Raw genomic sequence first — 12,219 nt, 5'->3', positions numbered from 1 at the left:
ATGACTCGCACGGCCTACGCATACGGACTCGCCACGATCGACGCCACCGGGACGGTGCTGGACACCTGGTACCCCTCCCCCGTCCTGGGTGAGGCGCCCGAGAAGCACCGCGCTCCCGAGCAGCTGAAGGCCGCCGAGCGCACCGACGATCTGCGCGCCGTGAGCGTCGAGGTCGTGTTCACGCAGATCGACCTTGACGCCGCCCCCGCCGACGTCCCGGATGCCTACCTGCGCCTCCACCTCCTGTCCCACCGCCTGGTCCAGCCGCACGGCGTGAACCTTGACGGGGTCTTCGGCGTTCTTACCAACGTGGTGTGGACTTCCGAGGGGCCGTGCGCGGTCGAAGGCTTCGAGGCCGTGCGCACCCGCATGCGCGCCTTCGGCAAGCACCTCACGGTCTTCGCCGTGGACAAGTTCCCCCGCATGGTCGACTACGTGGTCCCCTCCGGCGTGCGCATCGCCGACGCCGACCGGGTCCGCCTGGGCGCCCACCTGGCCGAGGGGACGACGATCATGCACGAGGGCTTCGTCAACTTCAACGCGGGCACCCTGGGCGTCAGCATGGTCGAGGGTCGCATCTCCGCGGGCGTCGTGGTCGGCAACGGCTCCGACGTGGGCGGCGGTGCCTCCATCATGGGCACCCTGTCCGGAGGCGGCAAGCACGTCATCTCGATCGGCGAGCGCTCGCTGCTCGGCGCCAACTCCGGCCTGGGCATCCCGCTCGGCGACGACTGCATCGTCGAGGCGGGGCTGTACGTCACCGCCGGCTCCAAGGTCCTCCTCGTCGGGCAGACCGACGACGACGGCAACCCTGTCACGGTCAAGGCGCGCGACCTCGCGGGCCAGCACGGCCTCCTCTTCCGCCGGAACTCCCTCTCCGGCGCGCTCGAGGTGGTCCAGCGCCAGGGCAAGGGCATCGAGCTCAACGCAGCGCTGCACGCCAACTGATGGCGCGACGCCCCCGCCGTCGAGGGGCACGGTTCGTCGCGTTCCTGGTGTTCGCCGCGGTGGCTGCTGCGGGCATCGTGTGGGGCCCCCAGTGGTGGGACCGTCACAGCGATCGGTTCTCCACGCAGCGCTGCACCGTCACCGTCGGCGGCGAGAGCCACAGCCTCACCGCCGAGCAGGCGGACAACGCAGCCATCATCGCGGCGCGCTCCGCCTGGCTCGACCTGCGTGCGCGTGCGGCGACGATCGCGCTCGCCACCGCCATCCAGGAGTCAGGCCTCCGCAACATCGACTATGGAGATCGGGACTCTCTCGGGCTCTTCCAGCAGCGTCCCTCCCAGGGGTGGGGCAGCGAGGCCGAGATCATGAACGTCCGGTACTCCGCGACGGCGTTCTACACCGCGCTCATGCGGGTCGACGGCTGGGAGGACATGGAGATCACCGTCGCCGCCCAGACGGTCCAGCGCAGCGCGTTCCCGCTCGCCTACGCCGACCACGAGCCTGAGGCGCGACTGTGGGCGACCGCGCTGCGCGGCTACGGCGGCCCCGACGCGCTGACGTGCGACATCGCGATGCCGGAGGCGTCAACCGCGTCGGCGTTCGTGGAGCGGCTTGAAGCCGACTTCGGCGCCGACCTGTACGACGCTGCGGTCACCGGCACCGGCGCACACACCTCGGTGACGCTCACGCCCGTCGACGGCACCGACGTCACCCGCGATCAGGTCGCCGCCTGGAGCGTCGCCTCGGCCAGCACCACCGGCGTCACCGCGGTCATCACAGCGACCAGCACGTGGACAGTGGAGGACGGCATGTCCTCCGCCGGGGACGAGACGCTCGGGCAAGGCGTGCGCGTGGAGATCCGGACCGAGGGCGATCCGCAGGAGCAGTGAACGAGCCGGACTGCTCGCCTGTCAGCGCGTACCACGCTCGCGTTGCTGGGCCTCAGCCGCCTCAGCGAACTGAGCGAGGTCGGCGGCGAAGCGTGCGATTCGAGCGGGGTCCCAGTCGGCCAGAAGCGTGGAGAGGCGCTCCACCCTGAAGTCGAGCGCCTGCGCGTCGAGCTCGCGTCCGCGACGTGTGAGCAGCACCTCCACACGCCTGCCGTCGTCGGGACTCGCCTCGCGCGTGACCATGCCCGCGGTCTCGGCACGGTCGACCAATCGCGTGGCCGTGGTCGACACGACGTGAAGCTCGGTGGCGACGGCGCCCACGGTCGCCCGTCCACCGTGACGGCTGACGGCGTCGACGACGAGCACGGTCGACATCTCGAGCCTGTCGCCTCCGGCGGTCTGGTCAGGGCGCGCGCTGGAGGCGAACCGTCGGAGGCTCATGACTGCTCCGTCGACGGTCTCGAGGCTCTCGCGGATCTCGTCGGGGACGTCTGTGCCTGTCATATGTGTATAGTACACATATTGTCAGCGCTTCGAAGGACACCTGCATGCACTCCCCCCTGCTCATCACCGGAGCCTCCGGCCGCATCGGCTCGCTGGTCGCCCGTCGGCTCACCTGCGAAGGCGCCCCGGTCCGACTCGCGACCAGGCGCCCGCCCGGCCTTGAGGGAGCCGAGCACACCGCACTCGACCTCACCGATCCGGCCACGTGGGACGACGCGTTCCGCGACGTGCGGACGATGTTCCTGATCCGCCCCCCTCACGTCTCGAACATCGCCCGCGACCTGCTGCCTTCACTCACGCGGGCACGTGAGCTCGGGGTACGCCACGTCGTCTTCCTGTCCCTCCAGGGAGCGGAGAGCGCCACCGTCGTCCCCCACGCCAAGGTGGAGACCTGGCTGCGCGGCTCGGGGCTCGACTGGACCTTCGTGCGCCCGTCGTTCTTCATGGAGAACCTCTCCACGACGCATGCGAGAGACATTCGCGACGACGACATCATCATGGTGCCCGCAGGACGCGGCAGGACCTCCTTCGTCTCCGCCCAGGACGTCGCCGACATCGCAGCCGCCGCGCTCCTGGAGCCTGGTGCGCATACAGGCCGAGCCTGGACACCGACGGGAAGCGAGGCGCTCACGTACGGCGAGGTGGCCGACATCCTCACCGAGACCCTCGGACGTCCGATCACCTATGCGCGGCCAGGAGCGATCCGCTACGCGCTCCACGCCCGCCGGACGCTCGCGATGGACTGGGAGATGGTCGGAGTCACCACGGCGATCTACAGCGTCGCCCGCCTCGGAAAGGCGGACGGGATCACGGATGATGTCCAGCGAGTCCTGGGCCGCGCACCGCAACGCTTCGACACGTGGGCCCGCGAGCACGCCGCCGTGTGGCACGCGCCGGGCAGCGGACTGTCCGACCAGGCCTGACGCGAACGGCTACTCAGCCTCGGTCCGCTTCCGCAGCTTCTCGTACTCGCGCTCGATCCGGTCCTCCGTCACCTGGCCTGCACCCGGCAGGAAGGCAGCGGCGGCCACGAACACGAGCGCGATGCCCATGCCGAACATAGCCCAGCCAGGCCAGAAGTAGCCGCCACCGTTCATCCACCAGATGAACGTGAGCATGCCCCACACCACCACGCACACGACGAGGTACCAGTAGAACCCGTTGCGCGCCTCGACGCGCCGTTTCGCCTCGCGGCGCAGTGACTGCTCATCCATGGCGATCGCCTCCTCGAGCCCTACCTCTCCACGGTAGACCCGGACGACGCCCGCCGCCTGGGGGCGGTCAGGACTCGCGGTCCTCCATGGCCACGTAGTCGCGCTCCACCTCGCCCGTGTAGATCTGGCGCGGGCGGCCGATCTTGGTCTGCGGGTCGGTCATCATCTCGCGGTAGTGGGCGATCCAGCCCGGCATGCGGCCCAGCGCGAACAGCGGCGTGAACATCGTGTGGGGGAAGCCGATGGCCGAGTAGAGCAGGCCCGTGTAGAAGTCGACGTTCGGGTAGAGCTTGCGCTCGATGAAGTACTCGTCGCTGAGCGCGATCTCCTCGAGCCGCTTCGCCATGTCGAACGTCTCGTTGTCACCGCCGAGCTTCTCGAGCACGCTGTCGGCGACGCCCTTCACGACCGCGCCGCGCGGGTCGTACGACTTGTACACGCGGTGGCCGAAGCCCATGAGGCGGGCACCCTCGGCCTTGTCCTTGACCTTCGCCACGAACTGCTCGACGGTGTCGCCCGTCTCCTTGATCTGGTCGAACATGCGCAGCGCCGCCTCGTTCGCGCCGCCGTGAAGCGGACCCGAGAGGGCCGTGACGCCCGCCGCGACCGACGCGTAGATGTTCGCCTGCGACGAGCCGACGATGCGGACGGTCGAGGTGGAGCAGTTCTGCTCGTGGTCGGCGTGCAGGATCAGGAGGAGGTCGACCGCGCGGCGCACCTCGGGATCGATGTCCACCTCACCGGAGCCGTCCGAGAAGGCGATGCGCAGGAACTCGTCCACATAGTGGCCGCCACGACGGGGCTCGATGAGGTCACCACCGCGTCCGCGACGCTGAAGGTAGGAGATGACCGTCGCGGTCTTGGCGAGCAGCTGGACGGTCGCGAGCTCGATCTCGTAGTCGCCGCGACCCACCGACTCCGGGTAGAAGGTGCCGAGCGCGCTCAGCGCACCCGACAGGACCGCCATGGGGTGCGCATCGCGCGGGAAGGCGTTGAGGAACGCCTTCATGCCCTCGTGGAGGTGCATGTGGCGCGAGACGCGGTTGTTGAGTGAGGCGAGCTGGTCCTGGTTGGGCAGGTCACCATGGATCAGCAGGTGCGCCACCTCGAGGAAGGTGGACTGCTGCGCGAGCTGCTCGATCGGGTAGCCGCGGTAGCGCAGGATGCCGTTGTCACCGTCGATGTACGTGATGGAGCTGGAGCACGACGCGGTGTTCATGAAGCCCGGGTCCACCGTGACCATGCCCGTGTCCTTCAGCAGGGTCGGGATGGCGAAGCCGTCGTTCCCCACCGAGGCGCGTTCGATCTCCAGGTCTCGGCTGACTCCGTCGACCGTCAGCTTCGCTTCCTCGACGTGGACCATGCGGCTCCTTCCAGACGACGCGGCAGCGCCTTCGGTTGGTGGGGCGGCACTGCCCCGATGATTGCTTGGCCGTCAGTTTACTTAAGTTTTGCGAGACGGCGTACTGCCTCGCTGATCCTCTCGTCTGTCGCGGTCAACGCCACACGGACGTGCTGTCGAGCAGCCTCCCCGTAGAACGCTCCCGGGGCGACGATGAGTCCCAGGTCAGCCAGCGAGGCCAGCGTATCCCAGCAGTCCTCGTCCCGGGTAGACCACAGATACAGGCCGGCCTGCGACCCCTCGACCCTGAATCCCGCCTGCTCCAGCGCAGGCTTGAGCGCATCGCGACGCGCCCTGTAGACCTCGCGCTGCGCCTCCACATGGGCATCGTCCGCAAGAGCGGCGGCCATGGCCGCCTGCACCGGCGCCGGCATGAGGAAGCCCGCATGCTTGCGTACCTCGAGCAGCCGCTTCACGAGGCCTGGGTCGCCCGCGACGAAGGCCGCGCGGTACCCGGCGAGGTTCGACTGCTTCGACAGCGAGTACACGGACAGCAGGCCCTCGTGGCTTCCCTCCGCGACCTCCGGGTCCAGGATCGACGGCACGCCGTCCGTGATCCACGGCTCGTCCCAGGGCAACTCGGCGTAGCACTCGTCCGACGCGACCACGGCGCCGAGCCGCCGAGCGGCGACGACCACACGCCGAAGCTCCTCGCGCGAGAGCACCTCGCCCGTCGGGTTCGACGGCGAGTTGATCCACACCAGACGCACCGTCGGATCGTCCTGCCACTGCTCGACCGCGTCGGCCGGGAAGGGAGTGGCCCCGGAGAGCCGCGCCCCCACGTCGTACGTGGGATAGGCGGCCGTCGGGTGGACGACGGTGTCGCCCTCCCCCAGGCCCAGCAGCGCCGGCAGCAGCGCCACCATCTCCTTGGACCCGATCGTGGGCAGCACGCCTGCCGGGTCCACGTCCGGCACGCCCCGACGGCGCGCGAACCACGCGGCCACGGTCTCCCGCAGCGGCGGGGTGCCGTAGGTCTGCGGGTATCCAGGCGCGTCGGCGGCAGCGATCAGCGCGTCACGGACGACGGCGGGCGTCGGGTCGACGGGCGTGCCGACGGACAGGTCCACCACACCACCGGGATGCTGAGCCGCGCGCTCACGGAAAGGCGTGAGCGAGTCCCACGGGAAGTCCGGCAGCGCGGACGGATGCAATGCCACAGGCGACTGCGATCAGCCCTGGGGCGGAAGCGCCTTGATGACGTCGTGATCGTGCGCGATCTGACCCATCTTCGCGGCGCCACCGGGCGAGCCGATCTCGGAGAAGAACTCCACGTTCGCCTTGTAGTAGTCGCCCCACTTGTCCGGCAGGTCGTCCTCGTAGTAGATCGCCTCGACGGGGCACACGGGCTCGCATGCACCGCAGTCGACGCACTCGTCGGGGTGGATGTAGAGCGAGCGCTCGCCCTCGTAGATACAGTCCACCGGACACTCGTCGATGCAGGCCTTGTCCTTGACATCCACACACGGCAAGGCGATGACGTACGTCACGGCGACTCCCTCCCTAGGGTCTTCAGAACTCTCGCATCATACCGCCGCGCGGGGGCGCGAAACGCGCTGGTACCCCGCACGGTATCGCCCGCTACTCGTCGTCCTCGTCGTCAGGCGAGACGCACCTGATCGCGTTGTCGGGCCGATAGGTCCAGGTGTAGTCCTCGTCCTTCACCTGCTCCCCGTCCAGGAACACCTGGCGGTAGTTGGTGATGGTGAAGCCTGGCTGCCCGGCGCCCTTCGCGGAGCAGTTCGCGGCGCTGACCTCGGTCACGCCCGGCTGCACCACGTTGCGCTTGCCCGAGGCCTGCGTCTCGACCGTGTAGTACGGCGTGGACCAGATGTCCACGTGCAGACGGCCCGCCTCGACGTAGCTGTTCACCACCGCGGCGTACGGCGTGTCGTTGGTGAACACCATGTTGATCTGGGTGCCGTAGATCGTCGACTCGCGGCCCGCCGGATACCGCTGGAACCACACGCTGTGCGGGCGGAAGTCGTCGATCTGGTAGCCCGCGAAGTAGGCGGCGTTGTACGACGTCGTGGCCATCTGCGACAGTCCGCCGCCGATGCCGTCGGTGAGGATACCGTTGACGATCACGTGAGCGTAGGAGTAGCCCTCCTCCTCCGTGATCGGCGAGAGCACGTCGTGCAGGTCGAACTGCTCCCCCGGCATCACGATCGTGTTCTCCACGTCGGCTGCTGCCGTCCGAAGATTCTGGGTGCGCACCGGCTCGTTCGTCAGCGGGGTGTCGAACGACGAGACGATCTCCTTGAAGTCGCCCGCGCCGAGCGTCTCCGCAGTGCTCTGCGCCTCGGTCGCCACGAACGGCACCTCACCCGTCGCACCGTCGACCGTCACCGCGGATGCGAGGACCTCGCCCAGCGCCTCGCCGTCGACGGTCAGTCCGGGAGCGCCGCCGTCCACCACGATCTGGTGCTGCGCATCGAAGCTGATGCTCGCGTCCACGGGATCGATCACGAGCTCCGGGAAGGCGTCGATCATTCCGGGCGCGAGGCTCCCGCCGTCCACCTTGAGCTCATAGACGCCGTCCACCGCCTCGACGCTCGCCGCGCCCGCGATGTCCTCGTGGGCCACAGGGATCTCGCCGCCGTCCCATGTCAGCGTCACGTCTGTCGTCAACGGACCCGAGTTGAGCGAGTCGGCGAACACGCGCGCGTCCTCGAAGCCGAGCTCAGGGTCGGTGAAGTCGGCGGGCACCTGGATCCGCGTGGCGGGCCACTGAGCAAGGACCACGTCGCGCAGATCCGAGGAGTCCACGATCGCCGCCTGGGTGCCTCCCCTGGGCTCCGCGACGCCGTCCACGATCTGCACGAGCGCGTCGTGCGCCGGGGTGTCGAGCACCGAGGCTGCGGAGCGGGACTCGGAATCGAGCCGCTCCTCATCCACCGCGAGCACCACGTCGATCTCCTCGATCCCGACGATCTGGTCCCACAGGCGCATGGGCGACAACGAGAAGCCGGTGTGCTCCGCGACGGTCGCCTCCGCATCGACGGACAGACCGAGACGATCCGGGAACGTCAGATACGACGACGTCGCCACCACCAGGGAGACCGGTGCAGCAGAAGCCTCGTCGGCGACCGGCTGCAGCGCCCCGACCGCTTCGTCAGTGCTGAGGCCTCCGAGCGGAACGCCGAGGGCCTCCGCACCGCGAGGCACCCTGTCTGCCACAGCAGCTTGGGCGATCACGTAGAGCAGCCCGATCACCACGAGGACGAGCACGAGCACGCGGGGCCACCGGCGAGGTGGGCCCGCGGGCTCAGGTTCGCGCGTCAGGAACTCGGGCAGCGGAGCGTCATCCGTCTCCCCGAGCTCCGCGTACAGGCTTCGCTGGTCCGCCTCGGACAGCGCAGGCACAGGCGGGAGGACAGCCGTCGACTCCGCATCAGGCTCGGCGCCAGGTTCAGGCTCGAGAGGGGGCTCGGGCTCGGGCTCCGCCGCCGCTTCGGGCTCACCTTCGTCCTCAGGCTCGAGCTCGCGCTCAGCCACAGGCACGACGGCGGCGTTGACGTCGGCGTCAGCCTCGGTTTCATCATCGGCAGGCGCCGACGCATCAGGCTCGGGCTCAAGCTCAGGCTCCGCCGCCGCTTCGGACTCAGGCTCAGCCTCGAGAGCGGGCTCAGGCTCGTCCGCCGACTCGGGCTCCGCCGCCGCTTCGGGCTCACCTTCGTCCTCAGGCTCGGGCTCGGACTCGAGCTCGGGCTCCGGGGCGGGCGCGGAGTCTGCGGCGCCGTCCGGTTCCGCGACGTCCTCATCGGCATCGTCGCCGTGAGGCTCCGCGCTCGTCGAGAGGACTGCGGCCGCCGCGGCAGGCTGGAGGTAGGGGCTCAGGACAGGGCGTGCGTCGTCGTCCTCGGTGGGCTCTTCAGGAGCGTCGGCGGACTCCACGGGTGATGAGGGCTCGGGCGCCGTGTCGTCCACACCCAGCGCGCCGCCAGGTGCCGGGGAGGTCTCCGGCTCGGCCTGCTCAGGCTCAGGGGCGACCTCCGGAGCTGCCTGATCCGGCGCGGAGGAATCCGAGAGCTCTCGTGCCTCGGCCGTGCGGCGCAGTCGCCGTCCCGCGACGGAACGGCGGCGCGCTGCGACCGCCTGCTGCTGCTCCGCGATCTGGAGACGGCGCCTACGCGACATCCTCACGTCCCTTCAGGAAGAAGGCCGGCGCCATCGCGACCAGCACGATCGCGACAGCGGATCCGAGCAGGTAGACCTGGCCGAGCGCGTCGTCGACGATCAGCACGGATCCGCCTGGACCCTGCTGCGCGAGCAGGAACACCACGACGGCCCAGCCTGCCGCGAAGAGCGACAGGCCGGCCCACTGGTGCCACAGCCGTGCGAACAGCGCCGCCGTGAACGCCATCACGATCACCGCGGCCACCCCCGCATACGGGTAGGTGCGGTGGGAGAGCGTTCCGACGGCGGCCACGGCCGCTCCGATGAGCAGGAGGCCCGAGAGTCCGAGGATCCGCTTCAGCATGCGACCACTCTACGTTCCGAGAGCGAGACCGAATGCACCTTCTGCACAGGTGTCAGGCGTTCTGACGCTTCGCTCGCGCAGTCGCCCTCGCACGCTCCGTCTGGTCCAGGATCACCTTGCGGATGCGCACCTTCTCAGGGGTGACCTCCACGCACTCGTCCTCACCCGCGAACTCGAGGCACTCCTCGAGGGTCATGCGGCGGGGAGGCGCAAGGCGCTCGAGCTCCTCCGCCGTGGACGAGCGGATGTTGTTGAGCTTCTTCTCCTTGGTGATGTTGACGTCCATGTCCTCGTTGCGCGAGTTCTCGCCGACGACCATGCCCTCGTAGGTGTCCTCGGTCGGGCCGACGAAGAAGGTGCCGCGCTCCTGGAGCGCCATGAGCGCGTTCGAGGTGACGGCGCCTGCACGGTCCGCGACGAGCGAGCCGTTGGTGCGGTACTCGATCGCACCGGCCCAGGGCTCGTAGCCTGCGGCGATCGACGACGCGATGCCGGTGCCGCGGGTGTCGGTGAGGAAGGTCGAGCGGAAGCCGATGAGACCGCGCGCGGGGACGATGAACTCCATGCGGACCCAGCCGGTGCCGTGGTTCGCCATCGACTCCATGCGTCCCCTGCGGGAGGCGAGGAGCTGGGTGACGGCGCCCAGGTGCTCCTCGGGCACGTCGATGGTCATGTGCTCCATGGGCTCGTGCAGCTTGCCGTCGACCTCCTTGGTGACGACCTGCGGCTTGCCGACGGTGAGCTCGAAGCCCTCGCGGCGCATCTGCTCGACGAGGATCGCGAGCGCGAGCTCTCCACGGCCCTGGACCTCCCACGCGTCGGGACGCTCGGTGGGGAGGACGCGGATCGAGACGTTTCCGATGATCTCCTTGTCGAGGCGGTCCTTGACCTGGCGCGCGGTGACCTTGGCGCCCTTGACGCGGCCGGACAGCGGCGACGTGTTGATGCCGATGGTCATCGAGATCGCGGGGTCGTCGACGGTGATGAGCGGGAGCGGACGGGGGTCCTCGAGGTCGGTGATGGTCTCACCGATGGTGATGTCCTCGATGCCCGCGATCGCGACGATGTCGCCCGCGAAGGCCTTCTCGGCGGGGACGCGGTCGAGGCCCTTGGTCTCGAGCAGCTCGGTGATCTTCACCGACTTGAGGTTCCCGTCCTGGCGGGCCCACGCGACCTGCTGGCCCTTGCGGATCTCGCCGTTGTAGACACGCAGGAGGGCGAGGCGGCCCAGGAACGGCGACGCGTCGAGGTTGGTGACGTGCGCCTGGAGGGGGGCTCCCTCGTCGTACGACGGGGCGGGGATCCGCTCCATGATGACCTTGAAGAGGGGCTCGACGGAGTCGCCCTCGGGGAGCGCGCCGTCGGCGGGCTGGGTGAGCGACGCGATGCCGTTCTTGGCGGACGCGAAGACGACGGGCACCTCGAGAAGCGCGTCGACGTCGAGGTCGGGCACCTCGTCCTCAAGGTCCGAGGCGAGGCCGAGGAGCAGGTCGTGGGTCTCCTCGACGACCTCGTCGATGCGGGAGTCGGGACGGTCGACCTTGTTGACGACGATGATGACGGGGAGCTTCGCGGCGAGCGCCTTGCGGAGCACGAAGCGGGTCTGCGGGAGCGGGCCCTCGGACGCGTCGACGAGGAGGACGACGCCGTCGACCATGGAGAGGCCACGCTCGACCTCGCCGCCGAAGTCCGCGTGACCAGGCGTGTCGATCACGTTGATCGTGGCGCCGCCCTCGGGGGCGGCCTCACCGGTGTAGCGGATGGCAGTGTTCTTCGCGAGGATCGTGATGCCCTTCTCGCGCTCGAGGTCGCCGGAGTCCATCGCACGGTCCTCGACGTGGGCGTGGTCGCCATAGGCGCCTCCCTGGACGAGCATCGCGTCCACGAGGGTGGTCTTGCCGTGGTCGACGTGGGCGACGATCGCGACGTTGCGCAGGTCTGAGCGCAGGGGCATGCGTGTACTCGTTTCGTGTGGGAGGGAGCCGGTCCCTCCCTGGGCCGACGGCCCAATTCTATCGGGCGTCTGGCCTCCCGGTGGCGCGCGGCCCCAGATGGCCTTGCGGAACCCCTCACCGGCGCCCCGCCACGTCCGATGTGGCAGACACGGGGGAGGCCACACGAAGGGGCATACACATGGGACGACGACGTCACACAGGTCAGACGCACGCGGGGCTGGGATCGGCGGGCCTCGCCACCCGCACGAGCATCGAGCGACTGCTGGACTCTTTCGCGGTACCGCTGTTCCTGGTGGGCCTGGACGGGCGGATCGCGTACATCAACGACGTGTCCTGCAGGACCATCGACGCGATGGACGGCATGACTCCCGACGCTCTGCTCGGCCAGCTGGTCCAGGAGTTCGCCAACGCCACGCGGATCTCCACGAACCCGCACGACTATCCGCGCACGTCGCGGTTCGAGATCAACGGCGGGATCGTCGAGACGACGCTGTCACTTCTCACTGACGACGCCGACGAGCCATTGGGCTTCACGTACGCCTGGGAGGACCGCACCGAGCACCTTCGCATCCGGAACGCGTCGCACGAGACCGCCGAGGAGATCATCACCATCGGCGCCACGATGCAGAACGTGACGGTGCAGCTCACGGATCAGGCGCAGGTGACGTCGGACGGCGCGCAGACGGCAGCGGCCGCGATCGAGCAGATGAGCGCGTCGGTGCAGGAGATCGCCAACTCGACGACCAACGCGGTCGCGATCGCGAACGAGGCTGTCGGGGCTGCGGGCCAGGCGTCCGAGCGGGTCACGAAGCTCGAAGCATCG

At 69.2% G+C, this 12,219-nt stretch carries 12 protein-coding genes; 4 read left to right on the top strand and 8 right to left on the bottom strand.

Annotated features, from left to right (window positions below; genetic code table 11):
• Together dapD and QQX04_RS07325 are read left to right on the top strand one after the other, a co-directional pair.
• Positions 1 to 948, top strand: coding sequence for a 2,3,4,5-tetrahydropyridine-2,6-dicarboxylate N-succinyltransferase (gene dapD, locus QQX04_RS07330; protein WP_301127730.1), 948 nt, complete (start codon positions 1 to 3; stop codon positions 946 to 948).
• On the top strand, positions 948 to 1,838 hold the full coding sequence (locus tag QQX04_RS07325) for a hypothetical protein (protein ID WP_301127729.1): 891 nt from the start codon (positions 948 to 950) through the stop codon (positions 1,836 to 1,838). Before dapD ends, QQX04_RS07325 begins: the two co-directional genes overlap by 1 nt.
• Positions 1,839 to 1,859: 21 nt before the next feature.
• Here QQX04_RS07325 and QQX04_RS07320 read toward each other — a convergent pair whose 3' ends face one another.
• Positions 1,860 to 2,342, bottom strand: a complete 483-nt coding sequence (locus QQX04_RS07320) for a MarR family winged helix-turn-helix transcriptional regulator (protein WP_301127727.1) — start codon at positions 2,340 to 2,342, stop codon at positions 1,860 to 1,862.
• A gap of 44 nt (positions 2,343 to 2,386) precedes the next feature.
• On the opposite strand from QQX04_RS07320, the gene QQX04_RS07315 reads away from it, so the two are divergent.
• Positions 2,387 to 3,265: an SDR family oxidoreductase gene (locus tag QQX04_RS07315; RefSeq protein ID WP_301127725.1), complete on the top strand. Its 879-nt coding sequence runs from the start codon at positions 2,387 to 2,389 to the stop codon at positions 3,263 to 3,265.
• 9 nt (positions 3,266 to 3,274) lie between these two features.
• On the opposite strand, the gene QQX04_RS07310 is transcribed toward QQX04_RS07315, so the two are convergent.
• The 7 genes from QQX04_RS07310 to typA form a co-directional block, all read right to left on the bottom strand.
• Complete coding sequence (locus tag QQX04_RS07310; RefSeq protein ID WP_301127723.1) at positions 3,275 to 3,556, bottom strand: 2TM domain-containing protein; 282 nt, start codon at positions 3,554 to 3,556, stop codon at positions 3,275 to 3,277.
• Between the two features lie 67 nt (positions 3,557 to 3,623).
• Positions 3,624 to 4,919 carry a citrate synthase gene (locus QQX04_RS07305; protein ID WP_301127721.1) on the bottom strand — a complete coding sequence of 432 codons (1,296 nt, stop codon included), beginning with the start codon at positions 4,917 to 4,919 and terminating at the stop codon, positions 3,624 to 3,626.
• Positions 4,920 to 4,996: 77 nt separating this feature from the next.
• A complete protein-coding gene (gene dapC / locus QQX04_RS07300; protein ID WP_301127719.1) occupies positions 4,997 to 6,118 on the bottom strand; it encodes a succinyldiaminopimelate transaminase in 1,122 nt (373 codons plus the stop codon).
• Between the two features lie 12 nt (positions 6,119 to 6,130).
• Positions 6,131 to 6,448: a ferredoxin gene (fdxA, locus tag QQX04_RS07295; protein WP_301127717.1), complete on the bottom strand. Its 318-nt coding sequence runs from the start codon at positions 6,446 to 6,448 to the stop codon at positions 6,131 to 6,133.
• Positions 6,449 to 6,539: 91 nt separating this feature from the next.
• Positions 6,540 to 9,098, bottom strand: coding sequence for a VanW family protein (locus tag QQX04_RS07290; protein ID WP_301127715.1), 2,559 nt, complete (start codon positions 9,096 to 9,098; stop codon positions 6,540 to 6,542).
• Positions 9,088 to 9,441 carry a hypothetical protein gene (locus QQX04_RS07285; protein ID WP_301127713.1) on the bottom strand — a complete coding sequence of 118 codons (354 nt, stop codon included), beginning with the start codon at positions 9,439 to 9,441 and terminating at the stop codon, positions 9,088 to 9,090. Before QQX04_RS07285 ends, QQX04_RS07290 begins: the two co-directional genes overlap by 11 nt.
• A 52-nt stretch (positions 9,442 to 9,493) precedes the next feature.
• Positions 9,494 to 11,395, bottom strand: coding sequence for a translational GTPase TypA (gene typA, locus QQX04_RS07280; RefSeq protein WP_301127711.1), 1,902 nt, complete (start codon positions 11,393 to 11,395; stop codon positions 9,494 to 9,496).
• Positions 11,396 to 11,574: 179 nt separating this feature from the next.
• Between typA and QQX04_RS07275 the strand changes: the two genes are divergently transcribed.
• Positions 11,575 to 12,219, top strand: a 645-nt coding sequence (locus tag QQX04_RS07275) for a hypothetical protein (protein WP_301127709.1), incomplete at its 3' end; no start/stop codon positions are given.

The organism is Demequina zhanjiangensis, assembly GCF_030418315.1.
Taxonomy (GTDB): Bacteria; Actinomycetota; Actinomycetes; order Actinomycetales; family Demequinaceae; genus Demequina; species Demequina zhanjiangensis.
The sequence above is the reverse complement of the archived record's forward strand: the minus strand, read 5'-3'. Positions and strand labels throughout refer to the sequence as shown.

Coding starts and splice junctions, on each gene's coding strand:
- dapD (WP_301127730.1), top strand. CDS start 1: ATGACTCGCACGGCCTACGCATACGGACTCGCCACGATCGACGCCACC.
- QQX04_RS07325 (WP_301127729.1), top strand. CDS start 948: ATGGCGCGACGCCCCCGCCGTCGAGGGGCACGGTTCGTCGCGTTCCTG.
- QQX04_RS07320 (WP_301127727.1), bottom strand. CDS start 2,342: ATGACAGGCACAGACGTCCCCGACGAGATCCGCGAGAGCCTCGAGACC.
- QQX04_RS07315 (WP_301127725.1), top strand. CDS start 2,387: ATGCACTCCCCCCTGCTCATCACCGGAGCCTCCGGCCGCATCGGCTCG.
- QQX04_RS07310 (WP_301127723.1), bottom strand. CDS start 3,556: ATGGATGAGCAGTCACTGCGCCGCGAGGCGAAACGGCGCGTCGAGGCG.
- QQX04_RS07305 (WP_301127721.1), bottom strand. CDS start 4,919: ATGGTCCACGTCGAGGAAGCGAAGCTGACGGTCGACGGAGTCAGCCGA.
- QQX04_RS07290 (WP_301127715.1), bottom strand. CDS start 9,098: ATGTCGCGTAGGCGCCGTCTCCAGATCGCGGAGCAGCAGCAGGCGGTC.
- QQX04_RS07285 (WP_301127713.1), bottom strand. CDS start 9,441: ATGCTGAAGCGGATCCTCGGACTCTCGGGCCTCCTGCTCATCGGAGCG.
- typA (WP_301127711.1), bottom strand. CDS start 11,395: ATGCCCCTGCGCTCAGACCTGCGCAACGTCGCGATCGTCGCCCACGTC.